At 39.6% G+C, this 23,615-nt stretch carries 20 protein-coding genes and 2 pseudogenes; 9 read left to right on the top strand and 13 right to left on the bottom strand.

All coding sequences use genetic code 11. The features are described 5' to 3' along the window. Positions 1-168 precede the first annotated feature (168 nt). From ACQFX9_RS11005 to argJ, 5 genes and pseudogenes are all read left to right on the top strand, one after another. Positions 169-384: a hypothetical protein gene (locus ACQFX9_RS11005; protein WP_427162029.1), complete on the top strand. Its 216-nt coding sequence runs from the start codon at positions 169-171 to the stop codon at positions 382-384. Between the two features lie 151 nt (positions 385-535). Further along, complete coding sequence (gatB, locus tag ACQFX9_RS11000; protein WP_427162028.1) at positions 536-2,011, top strand: Asp-tRNA(Asn)/Glu-tRNA(Gln) amidotransferase subunit GatB; 1,476 nt, start codon at positions 536-538, stop codon at positions 2,009-2,011. Between the two features lie 280 nt (positions 2,012-2,291). Then, positions 2,292-2,429, top strand: a pseudogene (locus ACQFX9_RS10995) (IS4/Tn5 family transposase DNA-binding protein); the annotation flags it as partial. 129 nt (positions 2,430-2,558) lie between these two features. Further along, positions 2,559-2,774 (top strand): annotated as a pseudogene (locus ACQFX9_RS10990) (IS4 family transposase); the annotation flags it as partial. A 1,229-nt stretch (positions 2,775-4,003) separates the two neighbouring features. Further along, a complete protein-coding gene (gene argJ / locus ACQFX9_RS10985) occupies positions 4,004-5,317 on the top strand; it encodes a bifunctional ornithine acetyltransferase/N-acetylglutamate synthase (protein ID WP_427162027.1) in 1,314 nt (437 codons plus the stop codon). Between the two features lie 114 nt (positions 5,318-5,431). Here the strand turns inward: argJ and ACQFX9_RS10980 are convergent, their stop codons facing one another. The 4 genes from ACQFX9_RS10980 to ACQFX9_RS10965 all read right to left on the bottom strand — a co-directional run bounded on the left by ACQFX9_RS10980 (position 5,432) and on the right by ACQFX9_RS10965 (position 9,060). Continuing rightward, positions 5,432-5,749, bottom strand: a complete 318-nt coding sequence (locus ACQFX9_RS10980; RefSeq protein WP_427162026.1) for a type II toxin-antitoxin system RelE/ParE family toxin — start codon at positions 5,747-5,749, stop codon at positions 5,432-5,434. Then, entirely contained in the window at positions 5,746-6,012 is a 267-nt protein-coding gene (locus tag ACQFX9_RS10975) for a prevent-host-death family protein (RefSeq protein WP_427162025.1), read from the bottom strand. Before ACQFX9_RS10975 ends, ACQFX9_RS10980 begins: the two co-directional genes overlap by 4 nt. 56 nt (positions 6,013-6,068) lie before the next feature. After that, the gene (locus ACQFX9_RS10970; RefSeq protein ID WP_427162024.1) at positions 6,069-7,709 is read right to left on the bottom strand and encodes an ABC1 kinase family protein; all 1,641 of its coding nucleotides are present in this window, start codon (positions 7,707-7,709) and stop codon (positions 6,069-6,071) included. 286 nt (positions 7,710-7,995) lie between these two features. Then, a complete protein-coding gene (locus tag ACQFX9_RS10965) occupies positions 7,996-9,060 on the bottom strand; it encodes a mannose-1-phosphate guanylyltransferase (RefSeq protein WP_427162023.1) in 1,065 nt (354 codons plus the stop codon). A 115-nt stretch (positions 9,061-9,175) separates the two neighbouring features. On the opposite strand from ACQFX9_RS10965, the gene ACQFX9_RS10960 reads away from it, so the two are divergent. Beyond that, positions 9,176-10,681 carry an LCP family protein gene (locus ACQFX9_RS10960; protein WP_427162022.1) on the top strand — a complete coding sequence of 502 codons (1,506 nt, stop codon included), beginning with the start codon at positions 9,176-9,178 and terminating at the stop codon, positions 10,679-10,681. A gap of 148 nt (positions 10,682-10,829) precedes the next feature. Further along, positions 10,830-11,336, top strand: a complete 507-nt coding sequence (locus ACQFX9_RS10955; RefSeq protein ID WP_427162859.1) for a pentapeptide repeat-containing protein — start codon at positions 10,830-10,832, stop codon at positions 11,334-11,336. A gap of 56 nt (positions 11,337-11,392) precedes the next feature. Here ACQFX9_RS10955 and ACQFX9_RS10950 read toward each other — a convergent pair whose 3' ends face one another. Beyond that, positions 11,393-14,926, bottom strand: a complete 3,534-nt coding sequence (locus ACQFX9_RS10950) for a GAF domain-containing sensor histidine kinase (RefSeq protein WP_427162021.1) — start codon at positions 14,924-14,926, stop codon at positions 11,393-11,395. A gap of 268 nt (positions 14,927-15,194) precedes the next feature. Here ACQFX9_RS10950 and murJ point away from each other — a divergent pair, with 268 nt between their 5' ends. Further along, complete coding sequence (murJ, locus tag ACQFX9_RS10945) at positions 15,195-16,799, top strand: murein biosynthesis integral membrane protein MurJ (RefSeq protein WP_427162020.1); 1,605 nt, start codon at positions 15,195-15,197, stop codon at positions 16,797-16,799. A gap of 89 nt (positions 16,800-16,888) precedes the next feature. Here the strand turns inward: murJ and ACQFX9_RS10940 are convergent, their stop codons facing one another. The 4 genes from ACQFX9_RS10940 to petJ form a co-directional block, all read right to left on the bottom strand. Then, entirely contained in the window at positions 16,889-17,173 is a 285-nt protein-coding gene (locus ACQFX9_RS10940; RefSeq protein WP_427162019.1) for a hypothetical protein, read from the bottom strand. Between the two features lie 6 nt (positions 17,174-17,179). After that, positions 17,180-17,620 carry a VOC family protein gene (locus tag ACQFX9_RS10935; RefSeq protein ID WP_427162018.1) on the bottom strand — a complete coding sequence of 147 codons (441 nt, stop codon included), beginning with the start codon at positions 17,618-17,620 and terminating at the stop codon, positions 17,180-17,182. A gap of 122 nt (positions 17,621-17,742) precedes the next feature. Further along, positions 17,743-18,762: an aldo/keto reductase gene (locus ACQFX9_RS10930; RefSeq protein ID WP_427162858.1), complete on the bottom strand. Its 1,020-nt coding sequence runs from the start codon at positions 18,760-18,762 to the stop codon at positions 17,743-17,745. A gap of 38 nt (positions 18,763-18,800) precedes the next feature. Further along, positions 18,801-19,103, bottom strand: coding sequence for a cytochrome c6 PetJ (petJ, locus tag ACQFX9_RS10925; RefSeq protein ID WP_427162857.1), 303 nt, complete (start codon positions 19,101-19,103; stop codon positions 18,801-18,803). Positions 19,104-19,371: 268 nt separating this feature from the next. Between petJ and ACQFX9_RS10920 the strand changes: the two genes are divergently transcribed. Beyond that, positions 19,372-20,172, top strand: coding sequence for a histidine kinase (locus tag ACQFX9_RS10920; RefSeq protein ID WP_427162017.1), 801 nt, complete (start codon positions 19,372-19,374; stop codon positions 20,170-20,172). A 232-nt stretch (positions 20,173-20,404) separates the two neighbouring features. Here ACQFX9_RS10920 and ACQFX9_RS10915 read toward each other — a convergent pair whose 3' ends face one another. The 4 genes from ACQFX9_RS10915 to ACQFX9_RS10900 form a co-directional block, all read right to left on the bottom strand. Continuing rightward, a complete protein-coding gene (locus ACQFX9_RS10915; protein ID WP_103138415.1) occupies positions 20,405-20,596 on the bottom strand; it encodes a YqaE/Pmp3 family membrane protein in 192 nt (63 codons plus the stop codon). A 113-nt stretch (positions 20,597-20,709) separates the two neighbouring features. After that, positions 20,710-21,105, bottom strand: a complete 396-nt coding sequence (locus ACQFX9_RS10910) for a phage holin family protein (protein WP_103138414.1) — start codon at positions 21,103-21,105, stop codon at positions 20,710-20,712. Between the two features lie 154 nt (positions 21,106-21,259). Beyond that, a complete protein-coding gene (locus ACQFX9_RS10905; RefSeq protein ID WP_427162016.1) occupies positions 21,260-22,942 on the bottom strand; it encodes a DUF3137 domain-containing protein in 1,683 nt (560 codons plus the stop codon). 9 nt (positions 22,943-22,951) lie between these two features. Further along, on the bottom strand, positions 22,952-23,500 hold the full coding sequence (locus ACQFX9_RS10900) for a LemA family protein (RefSeq protein ID WP_427162015.1): 549 nt from the start codon (positions 23,498-23,500) through the stop codon (positions 22,952-22,954). Positions 23,501-23,615: the final 115 nt, after the last annotated feature.

Genomic DNA, 23,615 nt, shown 5'->3' with positions numbered 1-23,615 from the left:
GAATGATGGTCTAATATTTTACCGTAGGCTTTTAGTAAAAAATTTTCTCCAGTTACAGAATTAATATCAAACCGATGCTTCAACTATTGCAAATAAGTATTTGCAGTATTTTTCACTAAAATTGCGAATTTAACTGAATTTTTGGAGATTTTAAAAAGGTATCAGGGTATGATTTCTCAAGATTGCAACGCCGTTGATTTTGTGGATGAACTGCTCAGGAAAATCAGAATCAAAGAAAAACAGCTAAAAATTGCCAGAGAATCTAATATGAATTATGTTGCAGCAGCAATAGAAAGTCAGTTATTAGATTTAAAAAATCAGCTATCAGATTCACAAGACGAGCCGGAATTGAACGCATTGATGAATTTATTAGAAGATTTTTAATTTGAGTCATTAGTCATTAGTCATTAGGGAACAGGGAACAAAATCTTTAATTTTGAATTTTGAATTTTGAATTTTGAATTGAGCCATTCCCGATGCCTAGTCCCCGTGAAGCTAAAATAGGAATCTACGTGAACTTGTTGAATTTAATATTATGACTGCTGCTACGAGCGTAAAAACTGAGTATGAAGCGATTATTGGCTTGGAAACCCACTGCCAACTGAGTACAAATACCAAGATTTTCTCTACTAGCTCTACAGCCTTTGGTGCTGACCCCAATACTAATATTGACCCAGTGTGTATGGGTTTACCAGGGGTTTTGCCTGTACTTAACCAAAAAGTTCTAGAATACGCTGTGAAAGCAGGGTTGGCATTAAATTGTCAAATCGCTAGATATAGCAAATTTGACCGTAAACAATATTTTTACCCTGATTTACCGAAAAATTATCAAATTTCTCAATATGACCTCCCCATTGCAGAACATGGTTGGTTAGAGATTGAATTAGTAGATGCGGATGGGAATCCAACGCGTAAACGTATTGGGATTACGCGTTTACATATGGAAGAAGACGCGGGGAAATTAGTCCACGCTGGTAGCGATCGCCTATCTGGTTCTACCTATTCTCTGGTAGATTACAATCGTGCAGGTGTGCCATTAGTGGAAATTGTCTCTGAACCAGATATCCGTTCGGGACAAGAAGCAGCTGAGTACGCCCAAGAATTACGGCGGATTTTGCGCTATCTCGGTGTCAGCGATGGCAATATGCAAGAAGGTTCTCTACGCTGTGATGTGAATATTTCCATTCGTCCCGTAGGACAAAAAGAATTTGGTACGAAGGTAGAAATTAAAAATATGAACTCCTTCAACGCCATTCAACGCGCCATTGAGTACGAAATTGAACGTCAAATTGCCGCCGTAGAAACTGGAGAACGTATCATCCAAGAAACCCGCCTCTGGGAAGAGGGTTCACAACGTACCATCAGTATGCGGAGTAAGGAAGGTTCTAGCGATTATCGCTATTTTCCTGAACCAGACTTAGCACCCATTGAAGTTTCAGAAGCACAATTAAATCAATGGCGCAGTGAACTTCCAGAACTCCCAGCCCAAAAACGCCACCGCTACGAAAATGAACTAGGGCTTTCGGCCTACGATACAAGGGTTTTAACAGAAGAAAGTAGCGCATCTGCTTATTTTGAAGTTGTAATTGCTAGTGGTGCTAATCCTAAAACCGCCGCCAACTGGATTACTCAAGATATCGCTGCCTATCTCAACAAGCAAAAACTCAGTATTACTGAGATTGGTTTAACACCCGCCAATTTAGCTGAGGTAATTAAGCTGATTGAGAGTGGCAAAATCAGTAACGCCCAAGCTAAACAAAAGTTACCAGACTTACTAACTGGCTTGTCTCCTGAAAAAGCTTTTGCAGGCCAAGAGCTAATTACAGATCCTAGTGTATTAGAACCCATCGTCGAGGAAGTAATTGCAGCTAACCCCAAAGAACTAGAAAAATATCGTAGCGGTAACATCAACCTCAAAGGCTTCTTTGTTGGTCAAGTTTTGAAAAAGACCAATAAACGCGCTGATCCTAAACTCACCAATGAATTGGTAGAAAAGAAACTCAATGGTTAGTCTGACTTTTCACGTTATGTGAAAAAGTTAACGTAAAACCTAACCCCCTAATACCAATTCACAATTCGCAATTCGCAATTCGCAATTAAAAAACTTAGATGCAGCAAAGCTTTCAGGGTTTACATCTGTATCAGGTTTTTCGTGAAATGGTATAACCCCCTCTCCGACGCGGCTATCCATTACCCGGATCTTTCTCAACAAAACTACAACTTACTTAAAAATAGCTAGAAAGCTTGGTAGGTATAGTGTTGAAATGAGAAAGTAATCAGGGTGGTGGATAATGGAAAAATGGGCTGCCTCAGAATTGAAACAAGCCGATTTAGGAGATGCAAGACGAAACAAACGTCTGGTGCGTATAGTAGAAGACTTGGCTTGCCAACCCACAAGTAGCGTATCTCATACCAATTCACAATTCGCAATGGGCTAAACGCCCCGCTTCCGCTAACGCAATGGACTAACGTCCCGCTACGCTAACGCAATTAAAAAACTTAGATGCAGCCAAGCTTCCGGGAGTCACTTCTGTATAAAATTTTTCGGGAAATGGTATCAAGCGTGCGGAAGTGTAGCAGCAACAACAGCAGCGTATGATTTTTGGAGTTCGCCCTACTTTGAGCCAGATGATATACGCAATGCTCATATCAAAAGTACAGTGGAAAGAATCAAAGAACATGAGATTGTGTTGATGATTCAGGACACAACAAATATAGATTTGACAAATCATCCAGCGACAAGTGGAATTGGTTATCTAGCTCATAGAAAAAGCTGCAAAAGCGATGGTGAACCTGGAGTTAAGACTATTTGGCGTGGATTGCGACGATTACATGATATCGCTGCTACTTGGAAATTAGCCCAGCAAACCCATTAGCCACATCAACAACATACCCTTGGGTATGTCAACAACAATCCATCTCCCCACCCCCTGACAGGTGTAGGTATTTTACAAACGTGGCTGAAATGGGGTTTTTCCGTTAGTTGAAAACTCAAATTTTAGTCTTTGATTTTTTACCTAAGAACGAAATTTCGTTATTTGAACCACGTTTAGAACTCTGTCTGAGAGTGTCCACTCATACCCACATCAAAAACCTACACCTGTCAGCCCCACCCCCCCACATATTTTTCTCGCTCTGTCAACCCCAGCTAGGAATCATCAACGTCAAATTACTCCTATAAATGGCTTTCAGCTTTGTTAAGAAAGATGTGACTAATGGATAGCCTCCAAGGAGAGAGGTTTGGAGAGGGGTTTTCCAGATCCCGTAAAAAGTCAGAATGGTTAGTGGGGACACAGGGAACAGTCAACGACTTTCATTGTCAAATAGCCTCTGTAAGTTCCCCATTCCTTTAACCAAAGGTTTGTAATGTATTTTCTTTGTCATCATATCTAAATACTTTCACTAAAGCAGCAGAAATACTGTGTCAAATTTGAGACTAAAATAGTTATTCTGTTGGGATTAGATGTACCCTAAGAATCTGGAGAGTTACTCAAGTGACTCTCCTTGTTTCTTAATTATGAATGCCTTGTAATTTGGGTAATAAACAAGTTTTTCTAGACTAGGAACCAATTAACAAATATCTATTAACTAGCACTATTGTTAATCGTAGTCAAATATCTCTTGTGAGATTAATGATACAAAATATCTGTTCTAGCGAATAATAATGAGTTACTAAAGTAACGATATATGGTTGCTTTATTTAATGTTAAGTGTTATCAGTAAAACTTCTTAATAATCTTTATACAAATAAAGAAATAATGGGTGTTACTCCTCATGGCAAAAATGCTATACTGTGCTAAGTAGATGCACCCTGATGATCTGGAGAGCTGCCCAAGTGGCTCTCCTTTTTTCATGGAAGAGGGGATTGGGGACTAGGAATTTTAGATTTTGGATTTTAGATTGAATCAAATCCAAAATCGTCACAGCACTCATTACTCAGCACTCAGCACTTTCAAGCTATAATCGCCAGTCAAGCTGCTAATTAGTTGTAAGGGTGAGAAATATGGCAGAGTGGCAGGAAATTACGGGTGGAGTGACAGCACCTAAAGGTTATAAGGCGGCTGGGATCACGGCTGGGTTGAAGCCTTCGGGATTGCCGGATTTGGCTTTGATAGTATCAGATGTGGAAGCGATCGCAGCTGGTGTATTTACTACCAGCCAAGTCAAAGCCGCTTGTGTAGATTATTGTCGTCAACGCTTGCAAGCTAAACCATTTGCACGGGCGATTCTCTGCAACGCTGGACAAGCTAACGCCGCTACAGGTAGTCAAGGGGTGCGGGATGCGGGAGAAAGTGCAGAATTATTGGCAAAAGAGTTAAATATTTCCCCAGAATCAATTCTCTTAGCTTCTACAGGGGTAATCGGCCAGCGTATTAAAATGGATGCGCTGCGGGGTGGAATTCCCAAATTAGTCGCAGCACTATCTCATACTGGTTCAGATACAGCCGCAGGTGCAATTATTACTACAGATTTAGTGACTAAATCCATTGCCCTAGAAACTACTATCGCAGATCGCCCAGTCCGCATTGGTGGCATTGCCAAAGGTTCGGGAATGATTCATCCTAATATGGCGACGATGTTAGCCTTTGTTACCTGTGATGCAGCTGTCTCACCGCATCTCTGGCAAGAAATGTTAAGCAGGGCGGCTGATAGAAGCTTTAATTCTATTACTGTAGATGGTGATACCAGTACCAACGATAGTTTGATTGCTCTAGCTAATGGTGAATCTCGCACCCCAGCAATTACGGAAATGGGTGCAGAAGCCGAAAAATTAGAGGCCATGTTAACAGCAGTATGCCAGCATTTAGCCAAAGCGATCGCCCGTGACGGTGAAGGTGCAACTTGTCTGATGGAAGTGCAAGTTACAGGCGCACATGACGAACTTGCAGCTAGACAAATTGCCAAAACCATCGCCGGTTCATCCTTAGTGAAATCCGCTATCTTCGGGCGTGACCCCAACTGGGGACGCATCGCCGCCGCCGCCGGACGCGCAGGTGTACCTTTTGAGCAAGAAAATTTGAATATTAAATTAGGGGATTTTCTCCTGTTTGAAAACGGTCAACCTTTACCCTTTGACCGCGCCGCCGCTAGTGCATACTTAAAGCAAGCTGCGGCGAATTCTGTGCTTCCCCAAGACTTTGTTGCTACTAATAACAGTAATGACTTATCCGTTGATCGCAGGACTATTCCAGCTCAAAGAGTAGATAATCCAGTAATTATTGCTGTCAACGTTGGGAATGGTCACGGTGCAGGTAAAGCTTGGGGTTGTGATTTAAGTTACGATTACGTGAAAATTAACGCTGAGTATACAACATAAACAATTCAAAATTAAGAAAGTAAATCACATCTTTTATAGTCAGGTGCGTCAGTATAAATAATTTCTTGATACAGTCAAGTTTTATCTCACTGACGCACCTTTGTATCTCCAAGATTACTCAGATTCTTCACCCAGATAAGATTGACGACTGTGGCGAACATGAAGAATTGCTACAACATCTTCTTCAACGACAAACAAAACTCGATATTTTCTGCGTTTTCCCACCCAGAGTTGCCGAATTTCACGACCAATGAATGATGCTTCTGGTGCGATGCTACAACGATTAGGAAATTCTTGCAGCGAGGTGATCGCGTCTTGAAGTTCGTAATACCAATTATTAGCTACTTCAGCACTCAGGTTGTCGCACATCCAACGATAAGATGTTTCAATTTCTTGGAAAGCAGTAGGTTGAATCAGAACTTGGTAGTTCATGGGCGAGGAGGAATGCCAAGTTTTTGTTGTAGGGTATCCAAGGCTTGTTCGGCTGGAATTCCCTCACCCTGCTCAAACTCATCTAGTCCTTTACGAATACCTACTATTGTTTCTAGGTAATCAATACGTTCTAAGAGTTCTCCATATGTGAATAGGGGCTGTTTTGGGGATGCTTTAAATGATTTTAACAGCCCCAGTAGCTCCTCTAGCATTTCGTTAGGAGTATCCTCAATTTCTTGTAATAGCAATTCTTTAATCGTCATTACAGTTAAAAGATGAGATTCATTTTTCTAGTATAACGGGGGCAAACTTGGAATTTTCATTTCAAACGACCCGATCGCAAGATACTAATAATTAGCCATAATCCTAATAAACTGGCGACGGCAAATAACACACTACTAATAAAGGATAGCTGTGTAGTTTGGGCTTTAGTGGAAATAATTGCTGCCCCCATAATCAGTGAACCTACGAGGATACTAAAGGATAAACGGTTAGCGGCATCGTCCATTGTGCGACGGACACCATCTAAACCATGTAGAGAAAGATTCCAACGCAGAGTTTCTGATGTGACTCGATCTAATAACAGTTCGATTTGTCGGGGAGATTGTAAGGAAAGGCTTTTAATATCTAAGGCGATTCTGAGGAGCGATCGCACTGGATTATCTCCTAATAATTGCCGCCGAAACAAGTCTGTAATTAAAGGCTGAATTTCTTCAAATAAATTTACTTCTGGATTAAAGGTACGGGCTACCCCTTCTAAATTTGCCAAAGTTTTGGCATACAAGCCCATGTTACCGGGTAAGCGAATTTTATTATTACGAGCAACTTGCAAAATTTCATAAAAGATTTGACTAAAATTCATCTCCGTCAAACTGACGTTGTAATATTTCCGCAGCATCCTGTCATAATCACTTTCTAGCCGCGCCAAAATTACTGGCTGTGCGGAATCGGCCAGTTGTAGAGTTAATTGAGCGCATCGTCCCGCATCTAAATCGACAATAGCCAATAGCATCTCCGTCAAAATTTGCTGAGTGCGGGGATCAAGTCTACCTACCATCCCGCAATCTAACAATGCTACGCGCCCATCAGTCAGATAAAAAATATTCCCAGGATGGGGATCAGCATGAAAAAAGCCATCAACATATAACTGCTGAAAAAAGGCACGAAATAATAGTGTAGTAACGGCATTACGTTCTGCTACTGAGTCTTGACCATTGCTGCTTAATTGGGCAGAGAGTATTGGTACTCCGTCTAGCCACTCCATCACCATTAATTTTTCTGTAGTCAGATGCCAATAAATTTCCGCAACGACTATTTTTTGCGGTTCATACCAACGACTGTGCGATAAATTACGTCGCAGTTGGTCTGTGAAACCGGCTTCCCTGGTAAAATCTAGTTCCGCTTCTAGGGCTTTAGTGAATTCTTCTGCGATTGATTTGATTTCATAATTCTGCCCGAAATCAGTCCGCGCCACCAAATCAGCAATCCCTTGAATTAGGGCAATATCTTGCACAATCGTAATATCTATTCCTGGTCGCTGGACTTTTAATGCTACTTCCCGACCATCAATTAAGGTAGCGCGATGGGTCTGGGCAATTGATCCCGCCGCTACTGCCACAGGATTGATATATTTGAAAGTTTCTTCTAAAGGGCGTTTGAGTTGCTGACGAATGACGATTTCCACTTCTGCCCAAGGTACAGGCGGTACTTCGTTTTGTAAAGTGGAAAGTTCATCAATATAAGCAGCACTCAGTAAATCTGGACGGGTAGAAAGTAGCTGACCGAGTTTGACATAAACAGGCCCCAAATCCACCAGAATATTTTTTAACACCGCAGGTGTAGGTAATTGGGGTTCATCAGCTTTACCACCAGTTAGCAACCTCCGCATATAATCCCAGCCATTGCGGAGAACAACTTCAATAATTTCTCTTTGGCGCGGAACAGTGTATGTTAAAAACATTTTGTTTTAGGGAATGGGGACTCATCAATTCAAAATTCAAAATTCAAAATTCAAAATTTAAGAATGATTGGGGACTGGGGACTTGGGACTGGGAATTGGGGACTGGGGATTGGGGACTGGGGACACTTCGACAAGCTCAGTGCTTCGCTGGGGACTGGGGAATGGGGATTGGGGATTGGGCATTAATTTAAATTTCTCTCTGCTCCCTGCTCCCTGCCCCCTTGCTCCCTGCTCCCTGCTCCCTGCCCCCTTGCTCCCTGCTCCCTGCCCCCTGCTCCCTGCCTCTTCAAAGTAAGTCAGTAAATCGGGGATCGCTTTGTAGGGTTTTGAGGACTTGTTTAATTTCTTGGGTGCGTTCTTTGTTAACTATGAGGGTGACATTGCGATCGCGTACAATCACCACATCCTCTAACCCAATAGTAACAACTACATCCTCTGAGTTAGTAGCGTAAATAATTGCACCTTGCGTATCTAGACCTACATGGGTAGCCAGTTCAACGTTAGGATTGTCTGGTTTTTTCAGTAGTCTTTCGATAGCATTCCAATCACCCAAGTCATCCCACCCAAATTCTGCCGGTAAAACATATGCTAGATTAGTTTTTTCCATGAGTGCATAGTCTATACTTTTTTTCGGCAATTGGGGATAGACATCAACGCCTTTTTGTGCTATTTGTTCAATAATTTCTGGTGCATGGGTATACAGTTCCTTGAGAACAACACCAGCCCGAAACACGAACATACCGCTATTCCAGCTAAATTGTCCTGTAGACAGAAATGTCTGGGCTGTTTCACGGTCGGGCTTTTCAGTAAAGCGGTTGACGTGATAAGCTGGCAACTCATTAAAGCTACCAATTTTTTCGCCTTGTTCAATGTAGCCGTAACCAGTTGATGGAAAGGTGGGCTTAATCCCTAATGTGACAATAGCTGGAGTGCTTGCCGCTAGTTGAGTAGCCGCATCTAATGTGCGTTTAAATGCCTGTTGGTCAGCTATCCAGTGGTCAGAGGGGAAAAAGCCAATAATCGCGTCGTCTCCGTAACGTTTTTGAATTTCTAAACTTGTCCAAGCAACAGCAGCAGCAGTGTCTCTACCTTGCGGTTCTACCAACAGGTTTGGAGGTGGCAATTCTGGTAATTGCTGTAGTATACCTGTAGCTAGTTGGCTAGAAGTAATTACCCATAAATCCTGCCAACTGCCAGCAACATCAATTAGTCGTTCGGCAGTTGCCTGTAATAAACTTCTAGAGCTACCATCAAGACTTAAAAATTGTTTGGGTCGGTCTTGCCGACTCAACGGCCAAAAACGCTCACCTTTACCACCTGCCAGAATGACTGGGAACAAAGAACTACTCATGTTGTCATACGACCTACGCTAGAACATTTCAAGTTTACAGTGCAGTCTGACACTGGCAAGTTTGGTGGCTTGGATTAACATAACTTTTAGGGAGTGGTTGAGTGGGGAGATAATTGTGATAAAACAGGTTCAATGGTCAGAAGATCAGGTTACACCTCAACAGATACCAGATTTAGAGCTTGGGGTAAAACCTGGGCAACTACAACGTATCGAGAATCAAGTTCTAGCGCAATCAGCAACAGACCAAGAAATAACAACACAAGAACAAGCAGCTAACAGTTCTCGTAATGTTGTAGAGTCTGTAGGAGCGATTCCCAATGAGCTGTATGAGCGATTGGGATTATCCATGCCGCGCTGGTTACTGTGGATTTTGACAGCCGTATTAGGGATCATCATGTCTGGGCTGTTAGTATCCACCTTGGCTTTATGGACTCCTTTATGGAGTAACTTAGACCGTACAGATGAAGAACTGGGATTTTCCGGTCAAAATGAACAGAAAATGCCCTTACCTGGGGAACTATGGAGCAAAATTTCCCAGTATCAGATATCCAAACCGATGAATATTCTGATTATGGGAATTGAACCAGTCAAAGGTTCTGTGGATGGCTCACCGGAAAGTTTTTCTGGCAATAGCGATACCATGCTGCTGACTAGAATCAACCCCAACAGTAAAACTATGCGGGTGCTGTCGATTCCCAGCGACACGATGATTGCTATCCCAGAACAGGGATTAACTAGAGTGGCAGAGGCGAATGCCAAAGGCGGGCCAGTGTTAGCTGCCCGGACTGTCAGCCGGACGCTGAATAATGCCCGAATTGACCGCTATATTCGCCTTTCTACTAGTGGATTACGGCAATTAGTTGATCAATTGGGTGGGGTAGAAGTTTTTGTCCCCAAAGCTATGACTTATCAAGATCCAGTTAGTGGATCAAGTGTCAGTTTAGTTAGTGGTTGGCAAACCCTCAATGGCGAACAAGCAGAATTATTTGCTCGTTACCGAGAGGCAGGACTAGGGGATTTACCCAGAGTGCAAAGACAACAAGCACTAGTAACAGCAGTGCTGCAAAGGCTCAACAGTCCTACGGTTTTACCGAGATTGCCCCAATTAACCCGCTTGATGCGGAAATATTTTGATACCAATTTGAAGATAGAAGAAATGATGGCATTGGTGAATTTTTCCGTCAATTTAGAACGGGATAATTTCCAAATGACGATGTTACCTGGTACATTCAGCAAATTTAGTAAAGACCCCCATAGCTATTGGCTGAATTTGAACGGACAGCAAAATTTATTGAATAATTATGTAGGGGTAGATATATCTGGTGTTAAGCCTGATTCTCGACCAGTATCTAAGCTCAAAATTGCTATCCAAAATGCTTCCAATCAACCCCAGTTAACTGAAAAAGCTATTGCTTACTTGAAACAAAAAGGCTTTACAAATATTTACACCGTTCCCGCTTGGCCTGACACCCAACGTCAAACACAAATTATTGTACAGAAGGGCGATCGCTCGGCAGGAGTTAACCTACAGAAAATCTTAGGATTGGGTTTAGTTGAAGTTAAATCCACAGGGGATTTAGAATCAGATATCACAATCCGCATCGGCAAGGATTGGAAGTAGTCAATAGTCATTAGTCAATAGTCATTAGTCAATAGTGATCTGACTATTTTTTCTCAAGGGATGATAGAAGATGACCTATAAGGGTGACTAGCTGTTGCTTTGGAATTAAGACTGTTGACTATTGACTATGAATGAAATTTGTAAAGTTATGAAAAAGTTCTGGCTGAGATTATTAAGTTTGATAGTAATTTTGTTGCTGGCTTGGTTTTGGCTCATCATCAATCCCAAGCCAGCTTTTGCTCAGATGAATACTATTAATTACAGCAATACTCATCTGGAAAATCGTGATTTTCAAAACGCTGATTTAGTGGGTGTCACTTTTGTAGCAGCAGAAATGCGGGGTACAAATTTTCAAGGGGCGAATTTGACTAATGCTATTTTGACGAAGGGCGTTTTATTAAAAGCTAATTTAGAAGGGGCAAATTTAACGGGTGCTTTGGTAGATCGGGTGACTTTAGATGGTGCAAATTTGAAAAATGCCATTTTTACAGAATCTACTTTAACCAGCAGCCGTTTTTATGATGCTGATATTACCGGGGCTGATTTTACAGACGCAATTATCGACCGTTATCAAGTATCTTTACTGTGCGAAAGAGCCGATGGAGTCAATTCTGTTACAGGTATATCCACAAGAGAAAGTTTAGGATGTCGATAAAAAATAGTTTGTAGTGAGATATAGTCTTCCTAAATTTTTGGTGTAAATTGATATGTTTACTTGCTATTAATATAGGGAAGTTCAATAATAAATTCTGTTCCTTCTCCTGGGTTGGAAAAACATCTGATATTACCAGAGTGTTTCTCTACAATTATTTGATAACTAATAGACAAACCTAAACCTGTTCCCTTACCTGGTTCTTTAGTAGTAAAGAAAGGGTCGAAGATTTTATCAACTAATTCTTGTGCTATTCCAAAAGCATTATCAGCTATTCTAATAAGGATTTTCTGATCTACAATTTTTGTACTGATCCAAATAGTTAAGGGGACTTTAGGACAAGGCTTTGATGCTTTTAAACTTCTTTGCCAAATAATGGTAAATTTTTCTTCTAATGCGTCGATGCTATTGCAAATCAAGTTCATAAATACCTGATTTAGTTGTGCTGGATAGCATTCAACTAAAGGCAAATTACCATAGTCTTTGAGTACCTCTATGGCAGGACGTTGGTTATTATCTTTGAGGCGATGTCCTAAAATCAACAAGGTACTATCTAAGCCCTCATGAATATCTACTGATTTTAATTCAGCTTCATCGGTACGAGAGAAAGTTCTTAAGGACAACACAATTTGCAGAATTCTCTCTGTACCCATTTTCATAGAGTCGAGTGTTTTAGGTAAATCATCAATGATGAATTCTAAATCACTATCCTTTGATGCTGCTTGGATATGGGGAAATTGAGATTCATATTGACGATACATTTGCAAAACATGGAAGATATTTTTGATATATTCATTTAGGTGAATAAGATTACCAAAAATAAAACTTACAGGATTATTAATTTCGTGAGCGACCCCAGCTAATAGTTGTCCCAGACCTGCCATCTTCTCTCCCTGGATTAATCGAGCTTGGGTCTGTTTTAATTCATATAAAGCTTGAGTTAGTTCTAGGGTTTGACGTTTGGTTTGTTCGAGTAATTCTGCTTGTTGAATAGCAATGCCTAACTGTACACCTACTTGAGCTAATAAGTTAATTTCTTCATCTTTCCAGTAGCGGGGCTGAGAGTTTTGATACGCGACTAATAAGCCCCATAATTTTTCTCCTTGGCGAATGGGAACAAAAGTTTCATTGCGGGGAAATTTATCATCTTCGTCTGTATCTTCAAAGAATTCTAAAACTAATGGTTGTACTTTAGTTGCAGCTTGCCAGCCATCTTTAAAGGAATCAGCTACAAATTTACCACTCCAATCGGAGTTAAAACGGTATATAGCCACTCGTTCTACTTCTAATAGTTCGCGGACGGCTTGAGTAGTGGTTTTAAAAATAGTTTTAATATCCAGAGACTGACGAATTTTATCAACGGTGGCAGCTAATAATTTTTGCCGTTCCATAGCTTTTTCTCGCTCGTTAGCTTTTGCTAATTGCACGGCTTGAATTTGTACTTGTTTTAAATAAGAATCTTGTTTTAAAGCAACTCCTAATTGTTCGGCAATTTGGCTCACAAATTCAATTTCTGAGGGTTGCCAGTGGCGAGGAAGCTTACATTGGTGAACACAGAGTAATCCCCAAAGTTCACCTGCTTTTAAAAGTGGGGCAACTAAATTGGCACGTACTTGAAATCGTTCGAGAATTTGGATGTAGCAGGCGGGAAAATTGCCTTGGTGGATATCCGCGATCGCATTGACTCGACCTTGAGCGTAAAGTGATGCAAAGCTTTTACCAAAGCAGTAGTCATAAACTTTTTCGGCGATCGCTGAATTCCAACCATCAGCTACATCTTCATAGATAAATTCCCCTTCCCAATCTGTGTCCGGTTCAAAACGGAAGACTCCCACACGATCAGCTTGTAGTAGTTGTCGCACCTCAGTAACGGAAGTTTGCAGAATCGTTTCTAAATCCAGAGATTCTCGAATGCGTGTAATGACGCTGGTTAAGGTCTTTTGTTGTTCTGCTCGGTATTGAGCTGTTAATAAAAGTTGGTTATGTTGTAAAGCTACTCCCAGATTTTCTGCTATTTGACTAACAAATTCAATTTCCGAAGACTGCCAAATTCTGGGGTGATGACATTGATGCACACATAATAAGCCCCATAAATTACCCTGTTTGAGCAGTGGTACTACTAAATTAGCTCTGACTTGAAATTGGCCTAGAATCTGAGTATGACACTCACTTAAACCTGCGTCGTGAATATCAGCAACAGCCTGTACTCGACCTTGTTGATAATAGGCGGCAAATTGCTCTCCAAAACAGTGGTCATGGACTTTGGCGGCTATGACCGAATCCCAACCAATAGCGACATCTTCAGAAATAAATTCTCCTGTCCAGTCTTGTTGGGGGTCAAAATGAAAAATTGCTACTCTGTCGGCTTGTAGCATTTGCCGGACTTCGGTAACTGTAGTCTGAAAGATTGTCTCTAAATCTAAAGATTGACGAATTCGCGTAATGACGCTGGTTAAAGTCTTTTGTTGTTCTGCTTGGTTGTGAGCTTGTGCTAGTAACTCGTGGTGACGCAACGCTACACCTATTTGCGTGCCGATTTTACTTAAGGACTCTACTTCATAGGCTTGCCACTGTCTGGGTGCAGAATTTTGGTAAGCAGCGATGACACCCCAGAGTTGATCACCTTGAAGAATGGGAGCAGTCGCAAAAGCTTTTGCTTGAAATTGTTCTAATAACAGAATATGACATTCACTTAATCCCACTTGATAAATGTCGTTAGCGGTAAATGTCTGATTTTGAGCGTAACGTCCCCCTTGGTTTTGGTGCAAGTAGGTATCATTAATTACAGGTTGCACATCTACTAGAGGTGTCCAACCTTCAGTGAAAGATTCAGCGACAAAGTTACCACTCCAATCAGAATTAAAGCGAAATATGGCAACTCGGTCAGCTTGGAGTAACTGCCGAATTTCGTGAGTTGTGCTTTGAAAGATAGTTTCAATGTCTAGAGGTGTGCGAATTTGATCAACAATTTGAGAGATTACTTGATCTCGTTGGGCTGCTTGCGCTAGTTTGACGGCTTGCAATTGGACTTCTTGGAGATGCTTGGCTTGTTGAATAGCAATGGTGAGGTGATCAGCAATTTGGCGGATAAATTCAATTTCTGAATCTTGCCATTGACGAGCTTCCTGACAATGATGAATACAAATTAATCCCCATAGCTCCTGATCTCTTAATAAAGGAACAATGAGGTTAGCGCGTACTTGAAATTTACTAAGTATTTCTACATGACAATTACTTAGTCCGGCAGCGTAAATATCTGCAACTGCTTGCACTCTTCCCTGTTGATAATAAGCTGCAAATTTTTCACCAAAACAGTGATCGTAGACTTTTGCTGACATTGCTGATAGCCAATCAGGGGCAACATCTTCAGCAATAAATTCCCCCTCCCAGTCTCGTGCAGGATCAAATTGAAAAACAGCAACCCGATCAGTATTTAACAATTGACGCACTTCTTGAACAGTAATTTTGAGAATGGTTTCTAAATCCAGAGATTCCCGAATTCTGCCAATCACCCTGGCTAGGGTTTTTTGTTGTTCTAGTTGCTCTTGTAGTTGAGTGCTGGATAATACAATTTGATTTGCAGGTAGTCCCATAGTGGCAAGTTTCGTTGTTTTATATTTGATATATTTTATACTAGAATTCTCTAAAAGTAAGTAAAAATAGTGATCTAATGATTAACAGAGATGCAGTGAATTATTTCCCCCTGAACGGGGGCTATGTTATATTTCCCATTTTTGTCCATTAATTTTATGTTGATATGCAATGTTTGCCATGATCACTTAAAATTAGCCTGACAGACTGCAAACTTTCCGGTTAAATTTACTCAGGTATGCAGTCTGCAAAAGTTGTCGGGTATTATTTGTGACTAATCAAGACCAAAAACCTTCACGTTCTTTCGCTGGGATTGCTGGTATTGTGGCCGCAGCCACGTTAATTAGTAAAGTCTTCGGTTTAATCAGACAGCAGGCGATCGCAGCTGCTTTTGGTGTGGGTGCTGCTGCTACTGCTTATAGTTACGCCTATGTGATTCCTGGGTTTTTATTAGTCTTACTAGGCGGTGTAAATGGGCCTTTACACAGCGCGATTATTAGCGTTTTAGCCAAGCGGAAGCAAGAAGAAGCTGCCCCTTTAGTAGAGACGGTAACTACTTTGGTGGGGGGTTTGTTGTTACTGGTGACAGTGGCGCAGATTTTCTTAGCAGACACTGTGATCGATATTGTGGGTTATGGTTTGGATGCGAAAACGAGAGCGATCGCGATTCAACAGTTGCAAATCATGGCCCCGATGGCTTTATTTTCTGGGTTAATTGGCATTGGTTTTGGGACTCTCAACGCTGCTAATCAATACTGGCTACTCTCTATTAGTCCCCTGTTATCGAGTGTAACGGTAGTAATTGGGATTGGGGTACTAGCTTTGCAATATGGCAAAGACATCATCAAGCCAGAATACGCTTTGATTGGTGGGATGGTTTTGGCTTGGGGAACTCTGGCTGGGGCAATTCTTCAGTGGTTAGTCCAGTTAATTGTACAGTGGCGTTTAGGACTGGGTAAATTAAGGCTGAGGTTTGATTTTAAATCCCCTGGCGTGCAGGAAGTAATCAAAATCATGACCCCGGCAACGGTGTCTTCGGGGATGATGCCGATTAATGTGGCGACTGACTTATATTTTGCTAGCCCCATCCCAGGGGCGGCGGCTGGTTTTAACTATGCTAACTTGCTAGTACAAACACCTTTAGGGATTATTTCTAACATTATTTTATTACCCCTATTACCGATTTTCGCGAAACTCGCCGAACCAGAAAACTGGCCAGATTTAAAATTACGCATTCGTCAAGGGTTATTACTCACTGCTGTGACCATGTTACCGTTAGGGGCGTTAATGGTGGCGTTGTCTGTGCCGATTGTGCAGATAGTTTATGAGCGTGGCGCGTTTAAACAAGGGGCTACACAGTTAGTTTCCTCACTACTCATTTCCTATGGGATTGGGATGTTTGTCTATCTGGGACGGGATGTTTTGGTGCGCGTATTTTACGCATTAGGCGACGGACAGACACCTTTCCGTATCAGTACATTTAACATCTTCCTCAATATCGTCCTAGACTGGATTTTCGTGAAACCCTTTGGTGCGCCTGGTTTGGTGTTAGCAACTGTTGGTGTCAATTGTAGTTCCATGTTAATGCTGTTATGGATACTACACCGCCGCTTGCATGGTTTGCCTTTACGGGAGTGGAGTTTACCGATTTTAGGGTTGGCTGCTGGTAGTGTAGTGGCGGGAGTTGCTAGCTTTGGGGTATTGCAGGGAACGCAGAGACTATTGGGTACACAGGGTTTAATGATTCAAATTTTACAGTTGTGTGTATCTGGTGCCGTGGGTCTAATGGTATTTGGAGTAATTGCCTACCTGATGAAAATCCCAGAAGTCAATAGTTTTACTATACGGATGCGTCAACGCTTTTTGAAAAAATAAATTATCCAATTTCCGAGATTAGAAATCGTTCTTTTTCCCCCTGCCCCCTGCCCCCTGCCCCCCTGCCTATTGTTTAAGCTGGAAGTCCCTTAACCCTGTGCGGGAATAAGACTGGCGGTTTGAGTGACGCTATCCCAGACTATCCAGTTGTAAGCATCATCAACATCGGCTTGATCAGTTGTGACTTTAAAGTAAAGTTTGTTTCCGCCTTTGGGTTCAATGGCAAAGTCGGCATTTTGGGCGTAAACCACGATAAAACCTCTATCTCTTAAACAATACATCGCCCAAGCTTTTAATGATTGTTTATGCGGTTCGTGGGGAATTGGTGGTTGTTTAACTACGTCTTCAATGACTTGAAATAACCGTGTGGACATATTTAATTATTGTGGGTCACAACGAATTTCGATCATAAAACCATCGGGGTCATAAAAATACACACCCCTACCAGTCGGACGACTAACTGGGCCATGAGCAATGTGAATTTGATTATCTCGCAAAACTGCCACCGCTTGTTCAAATAATTGCGGGTCAATATCAAAAGCGAGGTGATATGCTCTAGTAAAACTTTGTTCTGGGTCTGGATTGGGTGGTGTTAAGTCAGGTGTCCAAAATAGGTCGAGAATTGTATCGTCAGGGGTAATAAAATTTGCAACTTTCCCCTCAGCGACTAGTTCCACTAAAGTAGCTGGAACTTCTTCACCAGTCAATTCATGCAAACCTAAAATAGTCCCGTAAAAATATCGGGATGCTTGCATATTTTTCACATTTAGCGCAATGTGATGCACTTTCCGCAAATTTCCAGCCGCAAGAACATTTTTCATACAACACAAAGATCATAAAAAATTCAATAATACCCAGTCCCAGAAAAAGTAAAAAGGCAAAAGAATCTTTTCCTTTTTTTACCTTTTGCCTTTTACCTTTTGCCTTTGTCCCCAGTCCCTAACTACCGCCTATATTCATCACCACAATCACCAATTAACGCATACAGATCCTGTGATTTTTGGGATATGGTATTGATGCGATCGCTATCTTCAGCATCTAACTTAAAACTAAAGACTTTGGCATTATCTTTTAGATGTTCGGCTATCCCTAGTCTGGCACCAACTATCACTCCACCAACGGCTGGTTTATCTAAAATGTATCTAACAGCAACGTTAGCAATACTAACTTGGTGTTTATCAGCAATTTGTTTGAGAGTATTGAGCAACTCTTGAAATAATTGCCAACCACCCCAAGCATCTATCATATTTTTGTATTTGCGTAAGCTAACTGTTGTTAAATCAAAACTTCGTGGTTCTGGTTTACCCAAATAGTTTTCTGATAAAAATCCGCCGCAGAGTGAACCGTAAGTAAATAGTTTGATGTCATGTTGTTGACAAAATTTCACCATATTTACTTCAGGACGACGGTCAACTAAAGAAAATTGCACTTGATTAGAGACAATTTTGATCCCAGCTTCTGTAATAATTTGCAGGTGTTCGGTGTCAAAATTAGTTAATGCTAAATGTTTAATTTTGCCCTCAGTTTGCAGTTCTGCCATATATTTGAGAGCATCTAAGTAATTGCTATCTCGATATTCCCACCAATGAAACTGCATTAAATCTAGAGATTCTACAGCCATTCTTCTTAGGGAAATATCAATATTTTCCGTCACGAATTTCTTCGTCATTTTTCCAGGACGAGGTACCCATTTGGTAAAAGCTTGAATTTGAGATAAAGCTTCTTGTCCACGGTTAGCAGCTAACTGACGACGAAATTCTCCAATAAAATCTTCTGCTGGGCCGTAGTGGTCTGCTAAATCCCAAGTTGTAAAACCTGCATCGACATATTGAAACATACTTTCAATGGCAGCTTTAGGATTAATTCTGCCATGTGCGCCGGATACTTGCCACATACCGTTTAATATCCGACAGATGTTTAAATCAGGGGTAAATTGTAAACGACTTTCTACAGGTAATTTCATATTTAAATTTTGTTTATTAACTGTTAATTGTTGACTAATTACCGCCATCCTTTTTCTGCTTGCTCTAAAACATAAGCAGCAACATTTTGAATTTCTTGCTCAGTGAGGCGGTCTTTGTAAGCTGACATATTACTTTTACCATTAGTTACAATATCTGTAACAGCTTCTATGGAGTCCATACCATATTTTTTGAGTGCCTTTTTTTGTAAGTTCTTACCGCGCCTGACAATATTACCTCCATTAATATGACAACCAGCGCAATGAACACTGAATATTTCCGCACCATTTGCTGTATCGACTGCATTGACAGGTGACGGAAAATTCAAGGTAATCAATAACATGATAAATACTAATGTAAATATTTTTTTCACAGTGATTATTCCTGTTGTTGATCATAACTATTAGCCAGGGATTATTTTCTCATAAATTGGCGATCGCCTGCACCAGTATTCGTAAGATTGCTAGTGAATTTAGGACGAAGTTGAGGTTCTGAGTATTTTAACTTCTATCTAAAGGAAGTACCTACTATAAAAATTTCACATCATAATATTTTTAGCAGACTTTGTTTAAAGAAGTTTATCCAAATTATCTAAATAGCAAGAATTGAAAATGGCTAATAATATCAAAGAGCAAATTCAATCTGATTTGCAGCAAGCAAAAGCAACTGGTCAGTTAAGGACTGAACGTATTCGGGAGATTGTCAAATCAGCAGTTGCTCAAGTAGCTTCTGAGTTTAAAGAAGGTTCTCACGAAATTCGCACACTTGTCAAAGATGCAGTTTCCGCCGTAGTTGAAAATCTGCAAGATAAAGGTACTGAATTAAAAGAGGAAGTAACAGCATCTATAGAAGGTGCTATTGAGGGAGTCAACACTAAAAGACATGAGGCTATAGTGAAAACTCAGTCAGAATTGCAAAGACTCCAAGCTCAAATAGATAGCGAAGAGGAAAAGATTCAGCAAGATGTTGATGGCATTCTCGCAGAAATTGCGGAAACAGGTAAAGAAAAAACTGCTAATACGAAAAGTGCCATTGATTCTGCCATTGATGCTATCAAAGATAGCGAAGAAGCGGCACTATTAAAGAAACGCTACGCACAATTACAAGCACAACTAGCAATTGTGCGTGCTAATTTAGCTGCACGCTACGGTGGACGCGCTGATGAAGTCCAGCATTATTTAGAGGAAGCTAACAACTGGTATAATCAAGCTCGTCCCCAAGCTGAGGCTTTAGCTACACAGGTAGAGCAGAAGCGATCGCAATTAGAACTTAAATTAGGTGAAGCTGGTACAGCTATAGCCAGAAAAGAACGTCAAATCAAACAAACATTGCGAGAATTGTTACTAGCAACGGCAGATTTATTCAAAGATAAAGAGCCGAATAAACAAGATAAGGAAATAGTTCATAAATAGGTTGTTGACAATCTACTGAATAATTTCCTATGTTGAAATCCCCGACTTATTTAAAGTCGGGGATTTCAATTCATCCCCCTACAATAACTCAAAATCTTAGAGAATTCCAGAAAATAAACTATCCAGATTTAAGTAGCCATCATGAACTGCGTACACCAGAACAGATGTTTTCCCCCTGCTCCCTGCCCCCTTGCCATCAAGGTGATAGTATATTTTTTAAATTGGAACTCCCTTAGTAAACTCCTCTCTCGGCGTTTAATTGTTCTTCGCGTTTAGCAATTACCCAAATTGCATGAATACTACCAGGAAGCCAACCTAAAAGTGTCAGTAAAATATTAATCACTAAGGTTGGCCCTACTCCAACAGTTAGGAAAACACCTAAAGGTGGTAGCACTAAACCAAGAATAAAACGTAATAATTTCATAAGGTTGTTATTAAGTTGCAAGTGTGTTTACATTGTCTGGAAGCAACCAAATTAGTTACTCCATCTCAGGAATTATCTTCAGATTTGGTTGACTTTGGTAAAGATGTGTAGTGTTAGCTTGATGGTAATTCGCCTTTAGTATCCACATTAGGATTCAAAGCAAGATTTCTTTCAGCAAAATACTTGCTAATAAATGTATTAGCAAAAGATAAAACAACAGGCCCCAGAATAAAAGCAATCAGTCCGTGAACACTGAAACCAGGAACTAGCGCGGCTGCTAATGAAAAACAAATACCGTTAACTACTAGAGAAAATGCTCCCAGTGTTAGGAAGTTGAGGGGTAAGGATAAGGTTGAGAGAACAGGTTTTACTGAACCATTAATTAAACCAATCACTAAAGCGGCAATTAATGCAGCCGGGAAATTAGCAATATTTACACCTGGTACAACTAAATCTACAATTAGTAGACTCAGTGCTGTGGCTAAGGTTATTAAAAAAGTTCCCAACATTTCGTTACCTATAGATTTAAAAACGGTTTACGACTCCTTCTAGTATCTTTAATTGGTTAACTATATGGCATCTATTACTAGACAGATTGAGTTTCTGCCAATAGGATGATTTATGTACTTGATGTTGAGTATGCTTAACCTTTTTTAGATTAAGTTATGAATCCTGGTAAATATTTCTATTAAGATTTAAATCTTCTACAATACTTAAGACTAAATTAATATTTTCAAAATATTCCTTCAGTGGAGCAAATCTTAAACTATTTTTGTAGAGATTTGGCTCAAATATTTCATTATCTAAAAGTTCTTCAATACCTATATAGATCATGTTATCTACAAAGGAAATATAAATATTCTTATTTGTTTTCTGGCGAAATCGAACTATTTTGTGGATTAAATCAGTAGATAGAATATAACGTGCTGCTACTTGGTCATCACTATATACTGTAAAAAATCGTTCAAAGGTAGGAGATTCTAGTTTAATTAACTGCTTTGTACCATGATGAAGTGCATGAATATTAATATTAATTGATTTTGGCAGAATAGTTATTGCTGTTTGAGAATTTTTATGAGATTTAGCTGTGAAAAATAATCCCTTGAATATTACGCTTATCTGTTTTCCTTCATTGTTGACAATTTCTGATGTAAATCTTTGAGAATCAACACTTCTACCGCGTAAAACAGTATTCAACATATATGAAATGGACTTTAAACATCGCCAGCACAACGAAGATATATAGGCAATAGGTAAAATTAAATTTGATAAAATGGAATTAAATAACCAAAATTTATTTTTTGATTTCTTAGTAGTTTTGATAATTTCTTGATTAATAGCTAAATTTGTCAAATCTGAGGAATTACTCCCATCATGTTTTAATTCTATTTCTGCACGGATATTTGCAAACCAAATTTTAACCCCGTTAACTCTACCTTCAATATAGTTGTCTTTGATAATATTGTTGCTTTTGACAACACCTTGTAGGATTTGGCTATGTTGGAAAGAATGTAATATTTCTATTTCCTTCTCTTTTGTGAAGTAATTAAAATATTTTAGATGTTTATCTTCATCAATAAAATTAAATATCGCCTCTGGAATTTTTAATTTCATAGCTTTGGCAAATCTGGCATATATAGAGGAATAAACTAATGTCCATATCCAGATTGTCAAAATTATGAATGATATATGACATAAAAGTGGTAGAAAGAAAAACATAACAAAGATGATCAATCGCACTGTTATATCATTAGAGTCATTTTCGGAAATCAGGTAATCCAAGTCACTCGCAAATAAGTCATACAAAGGATAAAAACTAGATAAAAAATTTAGAATTATTGTTATTGAAATTGTTAAAAACACTATATGAACTAATAATATTAAATATAAAACTTGTTTTCTAATATATTCTATTTTTTGCAATTCATCTAAAAGTTCTGTTTGACAAAATTTTTTAAATTTATTAATGTTCTGAGGTTGAAAGTTTTCAATTCCTGGTTCTTCTGATAAATCTGTAATTTCTGACTCTGTTTGTTTTGTTACGTCAACAGATTCTATATCTGTCAATGCAAGATTTTCAGCCCAGTTTCTGGTGACTGTATCCTGACTATTCAGTAATTTTTGTTGTAAAGCGATCGCCTGATTATTTTGCCCACATTCTTGATATAATTTGAATAGTGTTTTATGTGCCTGTAAATAGTGTTTTGTACTGGGATGAGCGGCTTGACAAAACTTCTGCAAATTTTTTATTGCTGTTATATAGCGTTTTTGGGCAATGGCTTGATAACCAGAATTTATTAAATTTATAGCCTGCTCAGATGTCAGAAAAATTTTTGATTTTGCCATATATTTACATCAAATATTGACTCTGCTTCTGGCTTCTGGAGTAGCTTGAAACTGTATTTTTAGTCTGTATTGCATCCACGAGGCTATTAAATTACTCGGAAACATTTCTACTGCATTATTGTATTCAGTGACAGCAGTGTTATAAAATCGCCTAGCAGCAGAAATTTGTTCTTCTATCTCATGCAATGAATATTGTAATTGCAGAAAATTTTGATTAGCTTTCAATTCTGGGTAAGCCTCTACGGCTGCCATGATTTGACTTAATATTCTCGTAATTTGGTCTTCTACAATAATTCTGTTATCTCCCGTGACGCCCTGAGAATTCGCCTTTCTTCTTAGCCTAGTAATTTCTACGAGGGTTCTTTCTTCAAACTGCATATATATTTGAACTACAGCCACTAAATTAGGAATTAGGTCACATCTTTTTTGTAGCAGTACATCAATTGTAGAAAAAGCATTATCAACTTGGTTTTTGCGATAAATTAATTTGTTATATAAAAGAGTAAATATTATTAATAATAATAATATTATTATTGAAGTTATTATATAAATTAGCATTTCTCTATTGCTTTTAATTATATTCAGTTATACTAGCAATAAAAATCTGCACAGAAAATAGTAGATTTTCTGATAATTTCTGCAATTGACTAAGGTTAATTCAGTATAAATGAGG

It is taken from the genome of Aliinostoc sp. HNIBRCY26 (assembly GCF_050235535.1).
Lineage (GTDB): Bacteria > Cyanobacteriota > Cyanobacteriia > Cyanobacteriales > Nostocaceae > Trichormus.
The sequence above is the reverse complement of the archived record's forward strand: the minus strand, read 5'-3'. Positions and strand labels throughout refer to the sequence as shown.

Bases quoted from the DNA above. Each gene is read 5' to 3' on its own strand.
- ACQFX9_RS10935 (WP_427162018.1), bottom strand. From the start codon at position 17,620: ATGAAAAATGTTCTTGCGGCTGGAAATTTGCGGAAAGTGCATCACATT.
- ACQFX9_RS10970 (WP_427162024.1), bottom strand. From the start codon at position 7,709: ATGTTTTTAACATACACTGTTCCGCGCCAAAGAGAAATTATTGAAGTT.
- ACQFX9_RS10965 (WP_427162023.1), bottom strand. From the start codon at position 9,060: ATGAGTAGTTCTTTGTTCCCAGTCATTCTGGCAGGTGGTAAAGGTGAG.
- ACQFX9_RS10930 (WP_427162858.1), bottom strand. From the start codon at position 18,762: ATGAAATTACCTGTAGAAAGTCGTTTACAATTTACCCCTGATTTAAAC.
- ACQFX9_RS10950 (WP_427162021.1), bottom strand. From the start codon at position 14,926: ATGGGACTACCTGCAAATCAAATTGTATTATCCAGCACTCAACTACAA.
- petJ (WP_427162857.1), bottom strand. From the start codon at position 19,103: ATGTTATTGATTACCTTGAATTTTCCGTCACCTGTCAATGCAGTCGAT.
- ACQFX9_RS10905 (WP_427162016.1), bottom strand. From the start codon at position 22,942: ATGGCAAAATCAAAAATTTTTCTGACATCTGAGCAGGCTATAAATTTA.
- ACQFX9_RS10915 (WP_103138415.1), bottom strand. From the start codon at position 20,596: ATGAAATTATTACGTTTTATTCTTGGTTTAGTGCTACCACCTTTAGGT.
- gatB (WP_427162028.1), top strand. From the start codon at position 536: ATGACTGCTGCTACGAGCGTAAAAACTGAGTATGAAGCGATTATTGGC.
- ACQFX9_RS10910 (WP_103138414.1), bottom strand. From the start codon at position 21,105: ATGTTGGGAACTTTTTTAATAACCTTAGCCACAGCACTGAGTCTACTA.
- ACQFX9_RS10955 (WP_427162859.1), top strand. From the start codon at position 10,830: ATGAAAAAGTTCTGGCTGAGATTATTAAGTTTGATAGTAATTTTGTTG.
- ACQFX9_RS10975 (WP_427162025.1), bottom strand. From the start codon at position 6,012: ATGACGATTAAAGAATTGCTATTACAAGAAATTGAGGATACTCCTAAC.
- ACQFX9_RS10980 (WP_427162026.1), bottom strand. From the start codon at position 5,749: ATGAACTACCAAGTTCTGATTCAACCTACTGCTTTCCAAGAAATTGAA.
- ACQFX9_RS10920 (WP_427162017.1), top strand. From the start codon at position 19,372: ATGGCTAATAATATCAAAGAGCAAATTCAATCTGATTTGCAGCAAGCA.
- ACQFX9_RS10940 (WP_427162019.1), bottom strand. From the start codon at position 17,173: ATGTCCACACGGTTATTTCAAGTCATTGAAGACGTAGTTAAACAACCA.
- ACQFX9_RS10900 (WP_427162015.1), bottom strand. From the start codon at position 23,500: ATGCTAATTTATATAATAACTTCAATAATAATATTATTATTATTAATA.
- argJ (WP_427162027.1), top strand. From the start codon at position 4,004: ATGGCAGAGTGGCAGGAAATTACGGGTGGAGTGACAGCACCTAAAGGT.
- ACQFX9_RS11005 (WP_427162029.1), top strand. From the start codon at position 169: ATGATTTCTCAAGATTGCAACGCCGTTGATTTTGTGGATGAACTGCTC.